Here is a 22,291-nt window from a genome sequence, read left to right on the forward strand (position 1 = left end):
TCTTGCAGCATCCCGCCCCGCACTGTTTAACTCAGCCCGTTGATCACAACTGACGGCCAGCCCGGTTGCCCAACCGGCCTATCCAAGGAGTGTCGTGACGGTGCAGGCATCCGTCGTCGAGCCCGGGGTCATAGGGGACGACAGTGGCTTCTCGCTCCACGCGCCGGGAGGAACGTCGTACCGTGTCGACCTGACCAGCGACGTCCTCGCCCCCGGGAACCCGTTGCTGGCGGAGTACTGCGCGGACCGTCGGGTCGTCGCCTTCGTCGGGCCGACCGTCGATCGGCTGTACGGGCCGCGGCTACGTGCCTATCTGGCCGCCCGGCTCGTCCCGGACAGTTGGAGCGTGGTGGTCCTGGAGGGCGGCGAGGACAGCAAGACCATGGACTCGGTCGAGAAGATCTGCGCCCACGCCAAGCTGGCAGGGCTCGATCGGCGCGGTGTGATGCTGGCCGTAGGAGGCGGCGTCACCTGCGATCTGGTGGGCTTCGCCGCGGCCATGTACTGCCGGGGCGTCGACTACATCAAGGTCAACACCACGCTCGTCGGCCAGGTCGACGTGGGCGTCGGGGTCAAGACGGGCGTGAATGCCCTGGGTACCAAGAACATGCTGGGCGCCTACCACCCGGCACACGCCTCCCTGAACGACCCGAGCTTTCTCAGAACGCTGTCGGAGCGTCACATACGCTGCGGACTCGGTGAGATAGCGAAGATGGCCATCATCAAGGACGCCGCACTCTTCCGGGTGCTGGAGGAGTGCCCGGAGATCTTCCAGCGGTCGTACGAGGCTCCGTCCTGGCTGTCGAAGGCCGGGCTCGGGAAGCGAGGTGTCGAGGATTATGTGCTGCGCACCTCCATGGCCCTGATGATGGAGGAACTCTGCCCCAACCTCCGCGAGCGCGACCTGGCCCGACTGGTCGACTTCGGGCACACCTTCGGCCCGTTGATAGAGACGGCCAGCGGATACCGGATCGCACACGGCGAGTCCGTGGCGATCGACATGGCCCTGTCCAGTCAACTCGCTTGTGTTCTCGGCCTGATCGAGGAGGCCGGCTGCGAGCGCATCATCCGCTTGCTCGTCGCTCTGAACCTGCCTGTCCACGACACCGCCACCTGCACCCCGGAACTGATGCACCGGGCCCTCAAGGCCTCCTGGGAGCGCCGCGGACGCCAGCTGTACCTCGTCGTGCCCAACGGCATCGGATCGGCAGTCTTCGTGAACGACCTCGACGACATCCCGCCCGCGGCCCTGGAGGAGGCGCTGCGGCGACTCGCGGACCGCGCCGCGCTGTTGCCCGATCCACTCCTGGCGGCCCGCTAGCCACGACCGTTCTGCCGGCTCGTGCCGGACCGGCCCGATGCGGGCCTGGCCCCCCACACCGCGCTCGTACATTCTGCCCGCCCGCCCCCAGCACGCGGTTCTCCGTCCGTGCCTGACGCCCCACGCCGCACGCCCTTTGCCCCGCGGCCACGCCGCATGGCGCGCGGCTGGCCTCGCCATCCCCAGACCCGCACGCCGATGGGAGCCGAACCCCGATGAATCCTGTCCACCCGGAGCCGGCACCGACGCACCTCGACCGTGACACCTCCTCTCCCGGCTCCGCCCGCACCCGGGTGAGCAATCTGTACAACGGGCTGCTGCGGCAGGTTTCCAGCGACCACGGCGGTGAGGGCACGATCCTCGTCCACCGGGCGTACCACAGGGAGGACACCCCGGCACCGATCGCCTTCGTGGACCTGGTCGAGCTACCGCCCGGCACCTCCATCGGCCGGCATCGCCACGCCGACGACCGGGAGACGTACGTGATCCTTGCCGGGCGAGGCCGGATGACCCTGGACGGCGAGGTGTTCGAGGTGCGGGAGGGGGACGTGATTCCCAACCGCCCCTACGGCGAGCACGGGCTCACCAATGACTCCGAGGGCCTGCTGCGACTGCTGGTCTTCGAGGTCGGCCCGCTGGGTGACGGCCGATGACCGGCCCGCGCCAACGGGAGCTGCTGGCCCAAGAGGCCGGCCGGCTGGCTCCCGGCGCCTCGGAGGAGTCCGCGCTGGGCCGTCGGGTCTTCGTGGAGGGGAAAGGCGCCGTCCTCACGGACCTCGACGGCAATCAGTACATCGACCTGGCGGCGGGTACCCTCACCCAGTCGCTCGGCCACTGCCATCCCGAGGTCGTGGCCGCGCTCACCGAACAGGCCGGGCGGCTGTGGAACGTGCACGACTTCGCCACCGCCGACCGCGCCGCTCTGTGCGACCTGCTCGCCGACCTGCTGCCGGAGCAGCTGGACACCTACGCGTTCTTCTCCACCGGCGCGGAGGTCGTCGAGGCGGCGCTGCGGGCTGTCCAGGCCGTCGCCGAGCCCGGCCGCAACCGTATCGGTGCCCTGCGCCACGGCTTTCATGGCAAGACCCTGGGCGCCCGGATGCTCGTCCACTGGGACATCGGCAACCAGGCCTTCGCCGGCAACAGCGTGCTCGGCTACGCGCCCTACTGCTACCGCTGCCCGCTCGAACTCGAATACCCGTCTTGCGGGGTGCGCTGCGCCGCCCTGGTCCGCCGGCACATTGCCGAGAAGGCCAATGTGTCCGCACTCGTCTTCGAACCGGTGCTCGGCGCCGCCGGGGTCATCGTGCCACCGCCCGGCTACTGGGAGCAGATTGCCGACAGCTGCCGCGAGAACGGCGTGCTCCTGGTGGCCGACGAGGTCCTCACCGGCGGCGGCCGAACCGGCACCTTCCTGGCCAGCGAGCGCTTCGGCATCGAGCCGGATCTGGTGACCCTCTCCAAGGGCATGGCCTCGGGCTTTCCGTTCGCCGTGCTGGCCGGACGCTCCGGCGTGCTACGCCACCCGCACGCGGCCCGCGCCGGGTCCAGCGCCTCCACCTACGCGGGCAACCCGCTCAGCATCGCGGCGGCCAAGGCCACCCTGACCATCGTACGGCGTGACACGCTCATCGAGCGCGTCGACGCCCTGGGCGCGCTGCTGGACGAGCGCCTCGCCGAACTGCAGGAGAAGTTCGAGGTGCTGGGCGACGTACGCGGCATAGGCCTGCTGTACGGGCTGGAGTTCGTGCGCGACCGCGACTCCCGGGAACCCGCGCCCGATGTGGCCCGCGCCGTCTATCTGGCGGCACTCGACCTCGGCCTGCGCACCTCCATCGGCGGCCACATCATTCGGCTCGCCCCTCCGTTCACCATCGACCGCACCTTGCTGTCGGAAGGCGTCGCCCTTCTCGGCCGCGCCCTGGAACACGTCACGGGAGCGCAGCGGTGATCGTCGCGGAAAACCTTGTCAAGGAATTCAGGGTCACCGAACGTCGGCCGGGACTGCTGGGCAGCCTGAGCACGCTGTTCAGCCGCGAGTACCGGCTGGTGCGAGCGGTCTCCGACGTCTGCTTCGAGATCCCGGCCGGGGTCAAGGCCGCCTACATCGGCGCCAACGGCGCCGGGAAGTCCACCACCGTCAAGATGCTCACCGGGATCATGACCCCCACCTCGGGCCGTGCCCTGGTCGCGGGCCTGGAGCCGTATCGGGAACGACGGCGCAACGCCGCCAACATCGGGGTCGTGTTCGGGCAGCGCAGCCAGCTGTGGTGGGACCTGCCGGTGCTCGACTCCTTCCGGATCCTGCGCCGCATCCACGACATCCCCGACGCCGTCTACCGGCGCAACATGGCCCTCTACCGCGACCTGCTCGACCTCGAAGCCCTGGGCAACACCCCGGTACGGCAGCTGAGCCTGGGCCAGCGGATGCGCGCCGAAGTCGCGGCCTGCCTGGTGCACGACCCCAAGGTGATCTTCCTCGACGAGCCCACGGTCGGCCTCGACCTCGTGCTGAAGGAGGCCGTGCGCGAACTCATCAACCACATCAACGCCGAACTCGGCACCACCGTGCTGCTCACCAGCCACGACATCGGGGACATCAGCGCCATCTGCGACCGGGTGCTCGTCGTCAACGAGGGCGAGGTGGTGCACCGCGGCAGTATGGAAGAGTTGCGGGCCACCGCCGACACCCGCGCCGTGGTCTTCGAGCACCGCGAAACCGGCACCGGTCCCGACGCGGCGGTCGCGCTGATCGAGACGCATCTCGCGGGCGCCTCGGCCCGGGTCGTGCACGGCGGGCGGATCCGCATCGAGTACCCGGTCGCCCGCTGGTCGGCCCGCCAGGTCATGGGCTTTCTCCTGGAGCGTTTCGACGTCGTGGACTGCGTGGCCCCCGAACCCGACCTGGAGATGGTGCTGCGCCGCATCTACACCGGGCAGCCCGCCAAGAGGCCGGAGACCGTGGCATGACGGTCCCCTTCTCCACGCGCCGCTACACGCCGTTCGCCACGGCCTCCCTGCAGGGCCTGCTCCAGTACCGCTCCATGTTCCTGATCAGCGCTCTCACCGCAGCGAGCCTGGCGGGAGTCCAGGTCTTCCTGTGGCGGGCCGTCTACGCGGGGAGCGCCGGCGGCCTGCCTGGTGGCTACGACCTGCCCCAGCTCACCACCTATGTGCTGCTGGCCCAGGTGCTCGGCCTGATGCAGGCCAACCGCGTCGACGAGGAGGTCTCCGGAGAAGTGCAGCGCGGGGACATCGCCGTGTCCCTGCTGCGCCCGGTCAGCTACCCGCTCACGCGGTTCGCGGCGGGGCTGCCGGTCTCGCTCACCAACGCCACCCTGGTCGCCGTGCCCGTCGTCCTGGCGTACGCGCTGCTGATGCCGCTCGCCAAGCCGAGCTGGATCGAAGCCGTGATGTTCGGCTGCTCGGCTGCGCTGTCCCTGGTCATCGGGTTCGCAGTGAACCTGGTGGTCGGGCTCGCCGGATTCGTCACCACCAACACCTGGGGCGTCCGGATTGTGAAGGACAGCGTCGTGGCGTTCTTCGCGGGGCAGGTCGTGCCGCTGGCCCTGCTCCCCGGGCCGCTCGCCGCGCTCGCCCGTGTCCTGCCCTTCCAGGGCATGGTCGACAGCCCGCTGCGGCTGCTGCTCGGTCGCTACGACAGCCCGCTCGACGCCGTCGGGATTCTGGCCGTCCAGATCCTGTGGGCCGTGGTGCTCAGCGCACTGGCCGCGCTCGCCTGGAACAGGGCCGTTCGCCGGGTGGAGGTGCTCGGCGGATGACACGGTCCGGCACCACACCCCCTTCCCGCGGCCCGGCGGTTCCCGTACAGGCCCCGCTCGCTTCCCGGAGTCCGCGCACCGGGGCGCTGTCCACGCTGACCCGCTACACCCGGCTCACCTGGCAGCTGAGCGCCGTCAGCGTGCACCGGCTGACCGAGTACCGCATGGACTTCCTGCTCGGCGCGGGCGGACTGCTGCTGCGGGTGATCTGCCAGATCACCGTGATCGGAACCGTCTTCCGGCAGGTCCCCGTGATCGCGGGCTGGCAATACCACCAGGTGCTGTTCCTGCTGGGCTTCTCCCTGATGCCGCGTGGACTGGACCGCATGTTCACCGACCAGCTGTGGATCCTGGCCCGCAAGCTGGTGCAGAACGGCGAGTTCTACCGCTATCTCATCCGGCCCGTGCATCCGCTGTTCTCGCTGCTGTCCGAGCGTTTCCTCTACCCGGACGGCTTCGGGGAACTGCTCACCGGCGCCGCCCTGACCTGGTACGCCGCCGCACACCTGGAACACGGCCCGAGCACCGGCCAGCTGCTCCTCGCGCCGTTGCTGGTGCTGTGCGGCACGCTGATCCTCGCCTCGATCAAGACGCTGTTCGCGTCACTGGCGTTCTGGACCACCAACAGCTTCCCCGCCCTCTACGCGGCCAACCAGCTCGGTGAGTTCTCCGGCTATCCCCTGGACCTCTACCACCCCTCCCTGCAGTGGCTGCTCACCTGGCTGCTGCCGTACGCCTTCACCGCCTACGTCCCCACGACCTACCTGGTCTTCGGGAGTACCCACATGCTGCCGTGGCTGTTCGTGGTGACCGCGGCATCGGTCACGCTCGCCCTGCTCGTCTGGCACCGGGGCGTCGACCGCTACGAGATGACCGGGAGCTGAATCTTGGACACCTTGCTGCTCGGCAGCCCCCCGCCCGGCACGGTCGAACTGCTGCGGGCCGCCCCCTGGATGGACGAGGCCGGACGCGGCACCGGGCGCTTCCACCTCCTCGACGAAGCCGTCCTCGGCGATGTCCGGCTGCTCATCGTCGGCACCGGCCGGCCCGGCCCCGGGAGCGCTCGCTGGTTCGTCCCTGTCCTCGACGCCGACCCCGGCCGCAGTGCCGTCGACACCGCCGCATTCGACCGGCAGGTGGTCACCGCGCTTCGCGAGGGCCTGCGGCTGCCTACCCGCCGCGGCAATGTCGTCGAGTTCCGTGGCCGACCCGCGCCGTACCGCGACCGGCTGCCGTTCGACCCGGGCTGGTGCTCCAACGCGGTGTCGCTTCTCGACCTGGGCGGCACAGCGCACGCCCACAAGACCTACCGGAGGATCGGCACCGGCACCCGAGAACCCGAGCTGTTGCGCCTGATGGCGGACAGCGGCCGCACCCAGCAACCCGTGGGCGAGTACGCCTACGTCGACACCGTCACCGGACGGCGCGATCCGCTCGGCGTGCTCTACCGCTATGCGGAAGGGGAAGGGCTCAACGTACCGTTGCGCGCCGGCATACGAGATCTGTGGGCCCGGCTGCGTTCGGGTGCCGACACCGGCAGCGCCGTCGCGCAGTCCCTGCACGGGCTGACCGAACCGTTGCGCGCCACGGGCCGCTTCCTGCAGGCCTTTCACCAGGACCTCGCCGAACGGCTCGGCCCGCACCCCGAGTTCCCCGTCACGGCCTGTCTGACCGAGGCCGTGGAGAAGCTGGCCGGACTCACCCCGCTGATCCTCGCGGATGTGCGCATACCCGCCGCCGTACGGGAGGCCGCGGCCACCGGTCTGGCTGGTGAGGTACCCAAGATCGCCGCTCTGCCGGCGGGACAGCCGTGGCCGGTCGGACCCTGTCACGGAGATCTGCACCTCTCGCATGTTCTGCGCCGCGAACGCGGCGACGGCACATGGGAGTTGTGCGTGATCGACCTATCCACCCCGGTGCCGGACCCGGCCGACCCGGCCACCGCCCAGTCACCCTGGCAGGACCTGGCCGCCCTCAGACGTGGCCTGGAGATCTTCACCGCGGACGAGTTCGCCGACGAGGCTGCCGACCGTCTCGGCATGGACCCCGAGGACACGTGCCGCACAGCCCTGTTCCAGGCCGCCGGTGTCCGGCCCGACAGCCCTGCCTGGAGCCCGCGCAAGCTTGCCGAGCTGGAGCAGCTGCGCTCGGCCGCCCGGGACTGGGCCGCCCGCGCGGGCAGCCTGCTCACCGGCTTCGGCCCGGACCTGGCTGGCCATCCCGCGTGGCGGCTGTTCCGGCTGCGCCGGCTGATCCACGAACTGGACTACGCGTACGCCCACGACCGCGCCTACCACGCGGCGATCAACCTGCGGCACGCCGTGGAGGCCAGCGGTCTCCCGGCGGCCGGGTGAAGGACGGACACCACCCGTGCACATCATCGAGACGTACTTCGAGTGCGGAGGCTTCGACCACCGCTTCCTCCAGGGCGGCATCTCGGTCTACCTCTGGAACCTCTCCAAGGCGCTCACCGCCCAGGGCCACCGGGTCAGCGTCGTCACCCCGGCCCACGGTCGCCTCGACGATCTGCGGTCCTCCTACGACCTGGAGCGTCTCGACTACAAGGACAGCTACGAACTCCCCCTCGTCCTCGACCCCGACGTCTGGGGCGACCGCTACGGGGCCGAAGCGCACATCCCGCTGACCACCACCGCGCACCTGCTGCGCCTGGACGGCGTCGACCTGTACTTCCTGTCCAACGAGCTTCTCGACCAGCTGCCCGACCGGTTCTACCCGCCGTACGACAGCAAGGGCCGTGACCTGGTCTTCTTCAAACCGCTCGCGTACCAGGTGGACACCATCCGGTTCGTGCGCAGCCGGTTCGAAAAGGAGAAGGCCCTCCTCCACGCGCACGAGCCGTACTACCACTATCTGATGCCGGCGGCCTTCCGCGACGATCCGTCCAAGCTCGTGGTCGGCACCGTGCAGAGCAACATGCCGATCACCAAGAAGGTGTACCGGCCCAAGGTCGAGCGCCTCCTCGACTTCCTCGGCGTCCGCGTCCCGCTGCCGCCCGAGGACGAGGCCCCCGACCGGGCGAGCACGGCGCACGACGCCATCATGAGCGCCTACCAGCAGAGGACCCACCTGCACTACGAGTACGGGCCCGGACACATCCGCGTCTACGATCTGGTGGCCGACCACGCCGACCTGGTCGACTTCCTCTCACCCGGTCACCTCGCCTTCTACACCGACTTCGCCGATACCCCCTTCGAACAGCTCTTCACCCGGCTGCCCGTGCACGGCACCGTGCGCCGCAACGCGGCCAAGAGCTTCGTCGGCGGGTGCGCCATCGGCGACCGTTGGACGGCCGGGGAGCCGCCCGCCGTCGACCGCACGGCCGTGCTCCGCGGGCTCGGGCTCGACCCGGCTCTGCCCACGTTCTTCCACAACGCCCGGTACGCCGTGAACCACAAGGGCCAGACGGAGCTGTTCCGAGCCGTCGACCGTGTGCTCGGCGAGGGCCTGGCTGCCAACTTCGTGCTGCGTTGCCTCAGCGACGGCGGTATCGACGACCCGTACGTCCGCGAGGTCCTCGAGCGCCACAAGGACCGCGTCCACCTGGAGTGCGAGCGCGTCGAGGAGCGGCGGATCGTCGAGTACGCGGCGAGCGCCGACTTCTGCCTGTTCCCGTCCAAGTTCGAGATGGACACCTTCCTCATAGCCCAGGGCGAGGCGATGGCCATGGGTGCCGTGCCGATCGCCACGGCCCAGCTCGGCATGGCCCACTTCGGACACGTCGCTGATCCGGTGGACGGCCCCGAAGCCGACCGCGCCACCGGGTTCGCCGTCAACCGGTCCTTCTCCGAGGACGACCCGCTGCTCGTCGACGCCCTCGCCAACCGCATTCACCAGGCCGCCGGCCTGCTGCGCGACCGCCCCGAGGTGTACCGCCGGCTGCGGGCCACCGCCATCGCCGTCGCACGGACCTTCACCTGGGACCGCGTCGCCCGTCTCCACCTGCAGGCGTTCACCGCCATCTGGGAGGGGAGACGCCCCGAACCGGACGTCGACCTGCTGCTGCGGCACGGCTGGTTCGACCTGCTGCCGGACCATGCGTACGACACCCGGCGCGAGGACATCGCCGAGGCAGCCGCCCGGTTCGCGGACGTCGACACCTACGCGCTCTGCCGGCCGCTGGACACCACCGCCGTCCGCTCCCTGTTCGAGACCGCGTGGCAGCGTGCCGACTTCGCCCGCTGTGCGCGCCTCGCCGAGACGGACCCGGAACTGCGCGCACGCCTCGACGGCCGCGCCACGGTCACGGGGGGCCGGCTCGTCTACCGGCATCCCCACGTCCGGCATGCCGAGCTGGTCGGCCTCGCGCCACCCGGACCCGGACGCAGAGGCGTGACCGTACGCCCGCTGGACCGCCTGGCTCCCGGCGTCCTGGCCGTCGACGTCCCGGACACCGCGGACGCGTCGCATCTCCTGCTCACCCTGGCCTCCGGTCGCTCCGCGTGGGACGTGGTGCGTCATGACTGACGGAGTTCGCGCCGCGCTGCTCGCGGGCGGCGAGGGCCGCCGCATGGGCCCGCTCGGCCACGGCCGGCTCAAGCCTCTGGTGCCCTTCGGCGGTTACTGCCGGCTGATCGACTTCTCGCTGGCCAACGCCGAGGCATCCGGCCTGCGGGAGGTGCTGCTGCTGTCGCAGTACGAGGAGCGGCAACTGATGGACGACCTGCACCGCAACTGGTGGCGTCCCGGCTTCCGGGTGCACTTCGGGCCGCACGACCGGGCGTACCGTGAGGGCGCCGGGCACCGGACGCTCGACCTCCCCGGACCGCCGGAGCGGGGCACGGCCGACGCGCTGATCCGCAAGGCCCCGTACCTCTTCGGGGCGGGGATCTCGGAGGTGCTGGTGCTGCACGCCGACCACGTCTACCGCTTCGACTACGGGCCCCTGATCGCGGCCCACCGACGCTCCGGCGCCGCGCTCACCCTCGCCTACCAACGCATCCACTGGCGTTACGTCCACCTCTTCGGCATGGTCGAGTTCGACCCGGACGGGCAGCTCACCGCATTCGTGGAGAAGCCCGCCGAGCCCACGAGCGACCTGGTGTTCGCCGCCTTCTGCGTCTTCGACGCGGCCCGGCTGCACCACTATCTGGAGAAGCTGGACGGGACCGACTGGCAGCACGACATCAGCCGGGACGTCATCCCCGCCATGCTCGCCGGCGGCGAGCGCATCGTCGGCCACGAGGTGCCAGGCCACTGGGAGGACATCGGCACCGTCGACCGCTACCACCGGGCACACATGGCCCTGCTGGCGGAGAACGCCCCCCTGCCGCCGGAGCGGCTCCCGCGCACCATTCGGCCCGAGGTGCCGCGCGAGATCGTGTCCGCCGCCCCGGGTATCGACCGCAGCCTGATCACCGCCGACCTGGTCAACGAGGGGCAGGTGGAGCACAGCGTCGCCTTCCCCGGCGTTCGCGTCGGTGCGGGCGCGCGAGTGCGCCGCAGCGTGCTGCTGCCCGGCGCGACCGTACCCGCCGGAGCCGAGATCGACTCGGCGATCGTCCTGGAGAACGGCACCGTGCAGCACCTGCCCGACCCACACGCCGACACCGCCGCACCGTCCGCCGTGCCCGCCGGAGGGGACCGTGACTGAACCCGTCTTCACCGTTGTGGATCTTGGCGGCACCACCCTGCGCATCGCCCGCTACGACGGCGCGACGGGCGTGGTCTCCGCCGTCCACCGTGTGCCGACCGCCGGCCTGGCGCAGCACCCTGGCGTGCCCGCAGCCGACCTGCAACCCAAAGTCGTCGACCAGCTCTCCGCGCTGGCCGCAGACGCCGTGGAACGGCACGGCTCGACCGCGCTCGGCGTCGCCTTCGCCGGACCGGTCACCGCCGATGGCCAGGTCCTGGCCGCGCCCACCGTCTGGGGAGGCGGCGGCGCGCCCCTGCCGCTGCGACAGCTCCTCGAAGAGCGCCTGGGCGTGCCCGTGGTCGTCGTCAACGACCTGACGGCCGCCGTCTGGCGCTATGTCGCGGACCCGGACCAGCAGCCGTTCTGCCTGATCACCGTCAGCTCGGGCATCGGCTGCAAGGTGTACCGCGGGGGAGAGGTACTGCTCGACGCCGAGGGCCACGGTGGCGAACTGGGCCACTGGACCTGTGATCCGGCGCCGGACGCCCCGTTGTGCGACTGCGGCGGCCGGGGTCACCTGGGCGGCATCGCCTCCGGCCGGGGCGTTCTGGCCGCGGCTCGCCGTGCGGCCCAGGCCGACCCCGGCGGCTACGCCCGGTCGGCCCTCGCCCGACCCGCTCCCGACCCGGCGCGGCTGGACAGCCCCGCGTTCGTCGCCGCGGTGCGCGCCGGGGACCGTTTCGCCACCGCCGTGCTGCGCGGCGCGGTGGCTCACCTGGCCTCCGCCGTCACCGCCGTGTTCACCTCGATCGGCGTGCGCCGCTACATCCTCATGGGCGGTTTCGCCCTCGCCCTCGGAACGCATTACGTCCGGCTGCTCGGCGAGGAGCTGGAGCGGCTGGGCTGCTTCGGCCTCGACCCGGCGGAGATCCGGCGCATGGTCGTCCTGGGTGCTCCGGACGACGACCACGGTCTCGTCGGCGCCGGACGCCTGCTCGCCGCGCGCGGCGCCGGACGAACGGCGGTGAGCGCGGCGTGACCCCCACGTCCCTTCGGGAGACCGCGCACGGCGCCACCACCCTCATCGTGGGCAGCGGCTTCGTGGGCCGCGCCGTCGCCCGCCGCCTCAGGGCGGACGGCGGCACCGCCATCCTCGCCTCCCGGAACCGGCCCGCGGGGACGTCCGCGCCCTGGATACGGCTCGACGTCACCGATGCCGGCGCGTGCGCCCACGTCGTCGACGTGGTTCGGCCCGACCGGCTGGTCCTGGTGCACGGCCCCTCCGACGCCACCTGGTGCGAGGCCAACCCCGAGCGCGCCCGCGAGCTGCACACCGCGGGCGCCGCCCGGCTCGCCGAGGCCGCGCCTGGCCTCCGCACGGTTCTCATCTCCACCGACAACGTCTTCGACGGCACCTCCCCGGCCAACGGCGAAACCGCCCCCACAGCCCCGGTCAACGCCTACGGCCGGGCCAAACTGGCCGCCGAGCGGATCGTGCGCGACACCACCGACGCCACCGTGCTGCGGGTCAGCCTGGTGTACGGCTGGGAGCCCGCAGAGTCCGTCAAGTGGCTGAACTTCTTCGCCGCCTGCGCGCACCGGCTGCGCGCAGGACAGCCGGTGGAGGCTCCGGGGGACCAGTGGACCACCCCGGTCCTGGTCGACGACGTCGCCGCCGTCACCGCCGCCGCCCTGACTCCGGGCACGCCCGGACTTCTCCACCTGGGCGGCCCCGACCGGGTCTCCCGGGCCCGATGGGCGCAGGCGATTGCCGACGGACTGGGCGTTCCGCGCTCCCTCGTCGTCCCGACGCCCAGAGCCCGGGGACGGTATGCCAGCCGCCCCGCCAACACCTGTCTGACCAGCACGCTGCTGGAGCCTTTCCTGCACCGGCACGGACTGCGGGTGCGGGGTGTCGCCGAGGGCGTCCGTGATCTGCTGGAGGCCGCCCGGTGATCCGTACCGTCGCTTCTCGCCAGGTCTACCGCAACTCCTGGATGAGTGTCCGCGAAGACGACATCCTTCGCCCGGACGGCAGCACCGGCCGGTACGGGGTGGTCGACAAGCCCGACTACGCTCTGGTGATCCCCCGTCAGGACGGTCGGCTGCATCTCGTCGAGCAGTACCGCTACCCGGTCCAGGGCCGCTACTGGGAGTTCCCGCAGGGCTCCTGGCCCGAGGACCACCAGGGCGCGGCACCGCTCGACCTCGCCCGCGCCGAACTGCGTGAGGAGACTGGGCTGCGGGCCGCCCGGATGACCTATCTCGGCCGGGTCCACGTCGCCTACGGCTACGCCAGCCAGGGCTGCCACGTCTTCCTCGCCGAAGAACTGGCCCAGGGCGAGCCGGAGCGCGAACCCAGCGAGGAGGACATGCGCCAGCGCTGGGCGGACGCGGGGGAATGGCGCGCACTCCTGCGGAGCGGAAGGATCACCGACGCGGCGACGCTCGCCGCCTACACCCTGCTGAGGCTTCACGAGGAGAACCAGCCGGACGCGGCGAGCGGCGAGACACCGCATCCGCGGGACGACGGCGCGCGTCCGGTGGGCGGGCCATGACCGCGCATGCGCGCCCGGCGCGCTTCCGAGTGGTCGCCACCGACCTGGACGGCACGCTGCTACGAGGCGATCGCACCATCTCCGCGCGCACCCGCGCGGCCCTCGCCCGGGCAACGGCGTCCGGCGCACGGCACCTGGTCGTCACCGGCCGTCCGGCCGCGGCCTGCCGTCACCTGCTCAAGACCCTGGACTACACGGGCCTGGCGATCTGCGGCCAGGGGGCCCAACTGTACGACGCCGGTCGCCACCGCCTGCTGTCCTCGGCGACCTTGGATCGTCCGGCGGTACGGGCACTGGCCGAGCGCATCGCCGCGGTGGCGGGTCCGCTCGAGTTCGCGGTGGTCACCGCCGGCCTGGACGGCGAGTTCCTGGTCACCCGGGGCTTCGGGGAGCGTGTCCGGCACGGCTGGCGGCTCGTCGAAGAGTATGCGGCCATGTGGGAACGCCCCATGGAGAAGGTGCTCATCCGCAGCCGCCGGCTGGACGACGACCGGCTGGCCGCGCTGGCCGAGCGGATCTGCGCGGGCCGGGTCGGCGTCGCCCACTCCGGGGAGGGCATGATCGAACTGCTGCCCGCGGGGGTGAGTAAGGCGGGCGGCTTGGCCGAGGCCGCCCGCAGGCTCGGATTCGGCGCCGCCGACACCATCGCCTTCGGTGATATGCCCAACGACATCCCCATGCTCTCCTGGGCGGGTCACGGCGTGGCCATGGGCAACGCGCATGCGGAACTGCGCCGCCACGCCGCAGAGATCGCCCCGACGAACGAGGAGGACGGCGTCGCGGCGGTCCTGGAACGCCTTTTTCCACCCATCCCCTGACCGAGAGCCGAGCCGCGCCTATGCTCACTGCCCGAGCCGCCCGTGTCCTGAACGAGCTGACCGACCTGGCCAGCCTGCACGGCGTCGCGACCCACTACACGACCGACCGCGGTCGCCGAGCGGACATCTCTCCCGACACCCTGCGCGCGGTCCTCACCGCCCTGGGCGTCGACGCGAGCACGCCCGGCAGCGTCCGGGAAGCCCTGGCGATACGGCGGCAGGCGCTCGCCAGGCGACTGCTGCCGCCCACCGTCGTCCTGCGCTCCGGCCGCCCCCCGACGGCACCGATCGCCCCGCCTGGAACCGAGTTGTGGGTCGAGTCCGAGGACGGCCGACGCCGCCGGATCACCGATTCCGGCCGGGAACTGGCGGGGCTGCCGGTGGGCCGCTACACGCTGCACGCCGAGCGCGGCACCCGCGCAGCCGCTGTACCCCTGCTGGCCGTCCCCGATCGTCTGCGGGGCCCCGCATGCCGCTCCTGGGGCTTCCTGGTCCAGCTGTACTCCCTGCTGTCCCGGCGCTCGTGGGGCATGGGGGAACTCGGGGACCTGGCCACTCTGGCGGACTGGGCCGGCAGCCTGGGGGCAGACTTCGTGCTGATCAACCCGCTGCACGCGTACGTCCCCGGGCCGGCGACCGACCCCTCCCCGTACCGGCCCGGCAGCCGCCGCTACCCCGACTGGCTGTACCTCAGCGTCGGGGACGTCCCCGAGTTCGCCGCCCTGCCGCGCGAGGAGCGCGAGCAGGCCGATCAACTATGCACGCGGGCACGCGAGATGACCGACGGGGTGCTTGCGGGCGGGCTCATCGACCGCGAGGCCGCGCGCACACTGAAGCTGCGCGCCCTGGAGCTGCTGCACCGGGTCCCACTCACGCCCCCACGCAAGGAGGCCTTCCGGCGGTACGCCGACGCAGAGGGAGCCGGACTCTCGGACTACGCGCTGTGGTGCGCGCTCGCCGAGGAGCACGGCCCGCGCTGGCGCACCTGGCCCGCCGGGCTGCGCAGTCCCAACGGGCCGGGGATCCGCGCGGCCCGCGCCCGGCTGGCCGACCGCGTTGAATTCCACCAGTGGCTCGCTTGGCTGGCCGACGAGCAACTGGCGGGGGCACAGCGCGCCGCGGCCGGCGCGGGCATGGCGATCGGGCTGATGCACGACCTCGCCGTGGGTGTCCATCCGGAAGGCGCCGACGCCTGGCACTTCCAGTGCTACCTTGCCGACGGCGTCACCATCGGCTGCCCGCCCGACGACTTCAACCGCAGCGGCCAGGACTGGAACATGCCGCCCTGGCGGCCCGACACCCTCGCGGAAGCCGGCTACGCGCCCTTCGCCGAGGTGCTGCGCTGCAACCTGCGCCGCGCGGGCGCGCTACGCGTGGACCACATCATGGGCCTGTTCCGGCTCTGGTGGATCCCCGAGGGCGCGGGCGCCGGCGAGGGCACGTACGTCCGCTACGACCACGACGCCATGCTCGGCGTGCTCGCTCTCGAAGCCCACCGGACCGGCAGCATGGTGATCGGCGAGGACCTGGGCACGGTCGAGGAGGGGGTGCGCGAGGAACTGGCCGAGCGCGGCATCCTCGGCACGTCGGTGCTGCGGTTCGAGTACGAGGGCGGCTCCGAGGAGCGTTCTGGCCCGCTGCCGGCCCAGCGCTGGAGGGCCGGCTCCCTGGCCACCCTCACCACCCACGACCTGCCCAGCACCGCCGCATGGCTGGACGGTGAGTACGTGCGGCTGCACGACCGGCTCGGCCTGCTCACGCGGCCGCTGCGCGAGGCCGAAGCCGCGGCGGCGGCCGAGCGCGATGGCTGGCTGGCCGAACTGGCCCGCTCCGGTGTGCTGAACGCTGATGGAAGGCCGGGCGGCGTGGACACGGACCCGCCGGACGGGACCGGCACACCGGTGCCCGGTCCCGAGACCCTGGCCCTGCACCGCTTCCTGGCCCGCACCCCCGCGCAGCTGGTGGGCGTCTGGCTGCCCGACACCGTCGGCGACCGGCGCCCCCAGAACCTGCCCGGGACGACCGACGAGTACCCCAACTGGCGGCTGCCGGTGGCCGGTCCGGACGGTCATGCGCTCACTCTGGAAGAGGTGCGGGCGCACCCTGGTCCCGCCGCGGTCGCCGCCCTCTACCGGGACCTGCCCGGAACCGCCGTGATTGCGCCCCGACCTGGCCCGACGAGCTTGCCGAAAATTGCAGCAACTTCTTGCTGCGATGTCGGCCTGCTGGTTGACTCGGCTGATCACAACGGCCCGAGAGGAACCCGATGACCACCGACACCGACGTCCTGGTCCTGGGCGGCGCGGGTGTGGACACGATCGTCCACGTCTCCGAACTGCCGCTCCCCTTCGCCGACAGCTACATGATCCGCCCCGGTATCACCACCCGGGCGGGACAGAGCGGGGACTTCGTCGCGCTCGGCGTTGCCGCCCTGGGGCTGCGCACTCACCACCTCGACATGATCGGCGACGACCACGAGGGCGACCTCGTCCGCGCCCTCCACCGCGACCACGGCATCGCCCTCACCGCAGTCCCGCAGCCCGCGGGTACCAAGCGCGCGGTCAACCTGGTCGGCCCCGACGGGCGGCGGTTGTCCCTCTACGACGACACCCGCTTCCACGAGTCGCACCGGCTGCCCGAGGCGACGATCCGCGAACTCGCCGCCACCAGCCGCCACGCGCACGTCGTCATCACCCAGCCCTGTGCGCAGGCGTTGCCCCTGCTCCGCGAGGCCGGTGTCACCCTCTCGACCGACCTGCACAACTGGGACGGTGTCAACCCGTACCACGAGCCGTTCGCCCGGGAGGCGGACGTCGTCTTCCTGTCCACCACCGCCCTGGCCGACCCGGAGCGCACCATGCGCGACATCGCAGCCCGCGGCCGGGCCCGGATCGTCGTGGCCACCGCCGGCGCCGAGGGCGCCCACCTGCTGGCGGACGGCGAGCTGACGCACGTCCCAGCCGTCACGCCGCCCGCCCCGGTGGTGGACACCAACGGCGCGGGCGACGCGTTCGCCGCCGCCTTCCTGCTCGGCTGGCTGAACGGCGAGGACCCGCGGCGCTGCGCCCGGTACGGAGCGATCGCCGGCGCCCACGCCTGCACCGTCCCATCGACCCGCACCGATGTCATCACCCGGGCCGAACTCCTCGCCCGGGCGGCGGAGCCGGAGCTCATCCCCGCCGCGCCGCCCGTGGCCGAGGGCACCGCGCCGGCCGAGGGCCGCCTATGACGGCCACACACCGGGAGCGGGGCCACGGGTACGACGTGGTGATCCTCGGCGGCGGAGTCGCCGGCTGCGTGCTGGCCTCCCGGCTGAGCGAGGACCCCGCCCGGACCGTTTGCCTGGTGGAGGCCGGCCCCGACTACGGACCGGACTGGCGGTCCTGGCCCCCCAAGCTGCTCGACGCGCACGCCCTGCCACGCGACGACGTCTGGGAGCGCCGCACCGAGGTCCACCGCATCCGCGCCCGGGTGCTCGGCGGCTCCTCCTGCATCAACGGCTGCTGGCACACGTGGGGTTCGGCGGCCGACCACGAGCAGTGGGCCGAAGCGGGCGGCTCCCGCTGGTCGGAGGCGGCCATGGAGCCGTACCGGCAGCGGGCCGTGCGGCAGATGCGGCTGCGGAACGTACCCGACCGCGAGTTGAACGTCTTCGGCCGCGCCGCCCTCGCCGCGGCACGTGAACTCGGCTATCGAGAAGTCGACATGGGTACCAGCGGCGCACCGGGCTGCGGCACCCCCCTGATCAACGCTCTCGACGGCGTCCGCTGGAACGCGGCCTTCGCTTACCTGGCCGACGCCCGGTCCCGGCCCAACCTGACCATCCTCGCCGACGCCCTCGCGGACCGGCTGGTGGTCCGGGGCGGCCGGGTCCGCGGTGCCGAGGTCGTCGTCGACGGCCGGCGCGAGACCCTGACCGCGGACACCTACCTGGCCGCCTGCGGAGCCTTGGGCTCGGCCGGGCTGCTGCTGCGCAGCGGCCTCGGTCCCGCGGAGCACCTGCGGCAGACCGGCATTCGACCCGAGGCCGACCTGCCCGGAGTCGGAGCCAACCTCACCGATCAACCCGGTGTCTTCCTGCCGCTCACGCCGACGCCAGAGCTGAACGCGGCGCTCGCGGCCAAGGATGAGGTGGGCGAACTCTACGTCAGCCGCATGCTGGTCAGAGCGTCCAGCACCGTCTGCCCCGAGAACACCTGGGACCTGCACATCCTGCCCACGGCGGGCGACCCGCTCTTCGGCTCGCTGCCGCACGGGGAGTACGAGGCGGGCGTCTCGGCCTTCCTCATGAAACCCACCTCGCGGGGCACGGTCCGACTGCGTTCCGCCGATCCCGCCGCACCCCTGGACATCGACCCGGCGTTCCTGTCCGACCCGGACGGACACGACATGGCCGCCCTGCGCTCGGGACTGGAGATCGCGGAGCGGATGGCGGTGACCGCCGCGCTCAAGCCGCTCGCCGGGCCACCGCCCGGCCGGCCCTCGTGCGAACTGACGGATGATCAGCTACGAGCTCGGCTGGGCACCTACTGGCACCCCGTGGGCACCTGCGCCATGGGCCCGTCCGACGATCCCCTCGCCGTCGTCGACGGCGAGGGCCGGGTGCGGGGCGTGGCCGGCCTACGGGTGGCCGATGCCTCCATCCTGCGCACCGTCCCCGCGGCGAACACCCAGCTGCCGGTGCTCGCCGCGGCCGAACTTCTCGCCGACCTGGTGAAGGAGGCCGACGCCCGATGACCGCGCCGACACCCCGGTCCCTCCCCGACGCCCCCGCCCCCGCCCCGGGGAGCAACGGCCGCCTGATCTACGGCTGCATGGGCCTCGGCGGCGGCTGGGACCGCACCCCGTACACGGCCGACGACATCGACCACGCCCAGGCCGCGGTCGAGGCCGCCCTGGAGTGCGGGATCACCACGTTCGACCACGCCGACATCTACCGGTTCGGCAAGTCCGAAGCCGTCTTCGGTGAGGTGCTGTCGCGGACGCCCGGACTCCGCGAGCGGATCGTGCTCCAGACCAAGTGCGGCATCCGCCTACCCGAAGGAGACCGACCAGGGCGGTACGACCTGGGGGCCGAGACCATAGTCCGGCGCGTGGAGGAGAGCCTGACCCGGCTGCGCACCGATGTGATCGACACCCTGTTGCTGCACCGCCCCGATCCGCTGGCCACCCCCGAGGAGATCGCCAAGGCCCTGCACGAGCTGCACGACCAAGGTCTGGTACGGCGGTTCGGCGTGTCCAACATGAGCGCCGCCCAGATCGCCCACCTCCAAGCCCGTGTGGACGTCCCTCTGACCGTCGACCAGCTGGAGATGAGCCTCGCCCGGCGGGACTGGGTCGAGGCGGGCGTTCTGGTGAACACCTCCGGTGCGGCCGAGTGCGGCTTCCCGGCGGGCACCCTGGAGTACTGCACGGACCACGGCATCGAGCTCCAGGCCTGGGGAGCGCTGGCCCGGGGCCGCTACGGCCGCGACGAGCCGTCCGAGGCGGGGGAGCTGCTCCGACGGCTCGCCCGCCGCCACCACACCACCCCGGAGACGGTCCTGCTGTGGTGGCTCCAGCGCCATCCCGCGCACATCGTGCCGGTCGTCGGCACCAGCCGTCCCGACCGGATCCGCGCCTGCCGGGACGCGGCGCTGCGCGAGCCCGGTCTCGACCACGAGGAGTGGTACGAGCTGTGGATCGCCGCCCGTGGCGCCCCCCTGCCCTGATGCGCCCCGAGCACCGCACCCTGCCGTACGACGGAGAGAGACAGTGACCGCGACCACCGTACACACCACCACAGACTCCGGCCGGCTCCAGTCGGCCCGCTTCTACATCACCTTCCGCTGCAACTCCCTGTGCGGATACTGCAATGTCTGGCAGGACGACAAGTTCAAGGGCTACGAGGAGCTGACCCTGGAACGGGCCCGCCAAATCCTCGACGAGCTGTACGAACTCGGCGTGCGCTACATCGATTTCACCGGCGGCGAGCCGGTGCTGCACCCGCACATCGACGGCATAGTGCAGTACGCCAAGTCGCTGGGCATGACGGTGGAGATCACGAGCAACGGCATCCGCTTCGCCCAGCACATCGACGCGATCGTCCCGCACGTCGACACCATGAACGTCTCGCTGGACACCCTCCGCCCCGAGCGCTATAAGCAGATCCGGGGCGTACCCACCCTGGATCGGGCCCTGGACGTCATCCAGCGCATCATCGCCACCGGCTCCGGCAACCTCAAACTGATCTGCGTGGTCACACGCGAGAACGTGGACGAGATACCGGACCTGCTGAGATTCGCCCACGAGAACCGGACCACCGTCTACTTCTCCGGGATGTTCGAGTACTTCGACGAACAAGACACCGTCCGGGACATGAACCGGACGGCCCGCAAGCTGAAGCTGATCGAGCAGAACGGCAAGCCGCTGGCAGACGCCGGCCGGTCGGACCGCATGGATGCCTCGGAACCGACCGGCGGACCCATCGCCGCCGAGCTGATGCGGCTGCTCTACCAGCCGTACGCGCTGATCAACCTGCACTTCCGCAAGTACATGGAGACGCTCGACCCCACCGCGCCGACGGACTGCTTCGCCAACAAGCGCATCCTCACCGTCGGCCCGGACGGCCGCCTGGTCCTGCCCTGCTACCACGCCTTCGACAACTCCGTGCAGTGGGACCGGCCGCTGAGCGAGCTGGTGCGGGACCCCGAGTTCCTGCGCGTACGGGACGAGGAGGTCGGCAACCGGTCGGAATGCCGCAGCTGCACCGTCTTCCCCTACATCGGACTCTCCTTCAGCTACCGCTTCGACAAGATCTTCCTCTACCAGGCGCTGTCCGAGGAGATCGCCAAGATCAAGGTCCGGTTCGCCGACCCTCTGTACCCGCGCCTCGACCTCGACCACGGGCAACTGCGCCAGCGGTACCAGGAGCTCGAGCGGTTCATCGACCAGGCCCTGCCCACGCCGCGGGCGCCGCTCAGCTCCGATCACCTGTACCGCTTCGAGACCACCGCGACGGGCATCCGGACCGAGTTCCACGCGGGGGAGATCAGCCTCGCCGAGCTGTTGGCCGATCACGCGTCCGACGAATGCTGGGGCATCCAGCGGTCGCCGCACACCTGGATGCGCCTGGTGTACCGCGACCTCGTCCCCGCCCTGCGGGCCCTGGCCGAAGAACGGCTCATCGCGCCCGATGCCTACGAGTCGGTGGTCACCGACCTGTACGGCGTCCAGCTGGCCTGGTGGCAGAGCTACCTGGCGCGCTACTACCGAGGCGGCGACCAGGCCGATGTGGCGGACGCCCACAGCCTGATCAGCCGCTTCCTGCGGTGTACGGCGGCCCTGTTGCCCGACGCGCCCGGTGCCGGCCGGGTCCGCGAGATCCTCCTGCACGCCGGCTGTGTCCTCGCCCTGCCGCCCGACACACTCGCTCCGCTGGCGGTGCGCACGCCCTTCCCGGAGGCGGCGTTGACGGCCAAGCACCTGCTGCTCGTCTCCGACGACTCCGAGCTGCCCCGGTACGCGGCCCTGCTCCCGGAGAAGACCGGTGAACTGCTGCGCCGTGCGGCCGGGACGGGACGGGAGGACATCGACACGTCCGCCCCGCTGGACGCCGAGACCGCGATCGTCCTCGGTTACCAGCGGCACGACGACGGCCATGCGGCGGCCTCACCGGAGACCCTCGACCTGGCGACCGTCCTACAGCTGCTCGGGAGGCTGAGGGCGCTCTCCCCGGACGGGCGCGCCGCGATGGCCGACCGCCTCCTCGCCCATGAGATTCGTGATCCGCGAGCGCTGCGCCGCCAGGGCCGCGCCCTGCGGGGGGCCGGGTAGCCGCGCTCGGTGGGGACCGGGTGAACGGGTGGCGGTTCCGTGGCGGCCGGGTCGGCCCACAAGGCCCGGAGACGAGCTCCGCCGGCTGGGCCGACGCCATATGTGTCGGCCCAGCCGGCGGAGTGTCAGTGTTCGCCGACGCTGACGCGGTCGGTTTCCGGGGTCAGCAGGTCCGCGATGCCGCAGTCCAGCACCGTGCAAATGGCGTCGAGATCGGCCAGCTTCAGACTTACGGGCTGACCGGACCACAGCCCTGACAGTTTCCCGGCCGACATGGGCCGTCCGTGGGCGGCCAGCCGGCGGTTGAGTTCCGTGGCCGTCCATACCTCCCGGTTCGCCGCCGCCTTCCGTAGATGCCACTTCATGACATCACCCTCTCCTTCTGCGTGTCCTCCGTACACGGC

At 71.6% G+C, this 22,291-nt stretch carries 19 protein-coding genes; 18 read left to right on the top strand and 1 reads right to left on the bottom strand.

Annotated features, from left to right (window positions below):
* The first annotated feature begins 94 nt into the window (after nt 1-94).
* From ACGFT1_RS24545 to ACGFT1_RS24630, 18 genes are all read left to right on the top strand, one after another.
* Nucleotides 95-1,321: a sedoheptulose 7-phosphate cyclase gene (locus ACGFT1_RS24545; RefSeq protein ID WP_373911111.1), complete on the top strand. Its 1,227-nt coding sequence runs from the start codon at nt 95-97 to the stop codon at nt 1,319-1,321.
* 215 nt (nt 1,322-1,536) lie between these two features.
* Entirely contained in the window at nt 1,537-1,974 is a 438-nt protein-coding gene (locus ACGFT1_RS24550) for a cupin domain-containing protein (protein WP_373911112.1), read from the top strand.
* Entirely contained in the window at nt 1,971-3,272 is a 1,302-nt protein-coding gene (locus tag ACGFT1_RS24555; protein WP_373911113.1) for an aspartate aminotransferase family protein, read from the top strand. Before ACGFT1_RS24550 ends, ACGFT1_RS24555 begins: the two co-directional genes overlap by 4 nt.
* Nucleotides 3,269-4,291 carry an ATP-binding cassette domain-containing protein gene (locus ACGFT1_RS24560; RefSeq protein WP_373911114.1) on the top strand — a complete coding sequence of 341 codons (1,023 nt, stop codon included), beginning with the start codon at nt 3,269-3,271 and terminating at the stop codon, nt 4,289-4,291. Before ACGFT1_RS24555 ends, ACGFT1_RS24560 begins: the two co-directional genes overlap by 4 nt.
* Nucleotides 4,288-5,103 (top strand): ABC transporter permease, encoded by an 816-nt coding sequence (locus ACGFT1_RS24565; RefSeq protein ID WP_373911115.1) that lies wholly within the window; start codon nt 4,288-4,290, stop codon nt 5,101-5,103. The genes ACGFT1_RS24560 and ACGFT1_RS24565 overlap by 4 nt, the downstream gene beginning before the upstream one ends.
* A complete protein-coding gene (locus ACGFT1_RS24570) occupies nt 5,100-5,987 on the top strand; it encodes an ABC transporter permease (RefSeq protein WP_373911116.1) in 888 nt (295 codons plus the stop codon). Before ACGFT1_RS24565 ends, ACGFT1_RS24570 begins: the two co-directional genes overlap by 4 nt.
* A 3-nt stretch (nt 5,988-5,990) precedes the next feature.
* Entirely contained in the window at nt 5,991-7,457 is a 1,467-nt protein-coding gene (locus tag ACGFT1_RS24575; RefSeq protein WP_373911117.1) for a hypothetical protein, read from the top strand.
* Between the two features lie 16 nt (nt 7,458-7,473).
* Nucleotides 7,474-9,588 (top strand): glycosyltransferase, encoded by a 2,115-nt coding sequence (locus ACGFT1_RS24580; RefSeq protein WP_373911118.1) that lies wholly within the window; start codon nt 7,474-7,476, stop codon nt 9,586-9,588.
* Nucleotides 9,581-10,714, top strand: a complete 1,134-nt coding sequence (locus ACGFT1_RS24585) for a sugar phosphate nucleotidyltransferase (RefSeq protein ID WP_373911119.1) — start codon at nt 9,581-9,583, stop codon at nt 10,712-10,714. The genes ACGFT1_RS24580 and ACGFT1_RS24585 overlap by 8 nt, the downstream gene beginning before the upstream one ends.
* The gene (locus tag ACGFT1_RS24590) at nt 10,707-11,735 is read left to right on the top strand and encodes an ROK family protein (protein ID WP_373911120.1); all 1,029 of its coding nucleotides are present in this window, start codon (nt 10,707-10,709) and stop codon (nt 11,733-11,735) included. The genes ACGFT1_RS24585 and ACGFT1_RS24590 overlap by 8 nt, the downstream gene beginning before the upstream one ends.
* Nucleotides 11,732-12,652 (top strand): NAD(P)-dependent oxidoreductase, encoded by a 921-nt coding sequence (locus ACGFT1_RS24595; protein WP_373911121.1) that lies wholly within the window; start codon nt 11,732-11,734, stop codon nt 12,650-12,652. The genes ACGFT1_RS24590 and ACGFT1_RS24595 overlap by 4 nt, the downstream gene beginning before the upstream one ends.
* Nucleotides 12,649-13,254, top strand: coding sequence for an NUDIX domain-containing protein (locus ACGFT1_RS24600; RefSeq protein WP_373911122.1), 606 nt, complete (start codon nt 12,649-12,651; stop codon nt 13,252-13,254). Before ACGFT1_RS24595 ends, ACGFT1_RS24600 begins: the two co-directional genes overlap by 4 nt.
* A complete protein-coding gene (locus ACGFT1_RS24605) occupies nt 13,251-14,072 on the top strand; it encodes an HAD family hydrolase (protein ID WP_373911123.1) in 822 nt (273 codons plus the stop codon). The genes ACGFT1_RS24600 and ACGFT1_RS24605 overlap by 4 nt, the downstream gene beginning before the upstream one ends.
* A 20-nt stretch (nt 14,073-14,092) precedes the next feature.
* Entirely contained in the window at nt 14,093-16,342 is a 2,250-nt protein-coding gene (gene malQ, locus ACGFT1_RS24610; RefSeq protein ID WP_373911124.1) for a 4-alpha-glucanotransferase, read from the top strand.
* Nucleotides 16,339-17,301, top strand: coding sequence for an adenosine kinase (locus ACGFT1_RS24615; protein ID WP_373911125.1), 963 nt, complete (start codon nt 16,339-16,341; stop codon nt 17,299-17,301). Before malQ ends, ACGFT1_RS24615 begins: the two co-directional genes overlap by 4 nt.
* Nucleotides 17,298-18,809 carry a GMC family oxidoreductase gene (locus ACGFT1_RS24620; RefSeq protein ID WP_373911126.1) on the top strand — a complete coding sequence of 504 codons (1,512 nt, stop codon included), beginning with the start codon at nt 17,298-17,300 and terminating at the stop codon, nt 18,807-18,809. The genes ACGFT1_RS24615 and ACGFT1_RS24620 overlap by 4 nt, the downstream gene beginning before the upstream one ends.
* Nucleotides 18,806-19,783 (top strand): aldo/keto reductase family oxidoreductase, encoded by a 978-nt coding sequence (locus ACGFT1_RS24625; RefSeq protein ID WP_373911127.1) that lies wholly within the window; start codon nt 18,806-18,808, stop codon nt 19,781-19,783. The genes ACGFT1_RS24620 and ACGFT1_RS24625 overlap by 4 nt, the downstream gene beginning before the upstream one ends.
* Nucleotides 19,784-19,826: 43 nt before the next feature.
* Entirely contained in the window at nt 19,827-21,887 is a 2,061-nt protein-coding gene (locus ACGFT1_RS24630; protein ID WP_373911128.1) for a radical SAM protein, read from the top strand.
* Nucleotides 21,888-22,012: 125 nt separating this feature from the next.
* On the opposite strand, the gene ACGFT1_RS24635 is transcribed toward ACGFT1_RS24630, so the two are convergent.
* Nucleotides 22,013-22,252, bottom strand: a complete 240-nt coding sequence (locus ACGFT1_RS24635; protein WP_373911129.1) for a helix-turn-helix domain-containing protein — start codon at nt 22,250-22,252, stop codon at nt 22,013-22,015.
* Nucleotides 22,253-22,291: the final 39 nt, after the last annotated feature.

This window comes from Streptomyces sp. Y20 (genome assembly GCF_043195475.1).
In the GTDB taxonomy this organism is placed as follows: Bacteria; Actinomycetota; Actinomycetes; order Streptomycetales; family Streptomycetaceae; genus Streptomyces.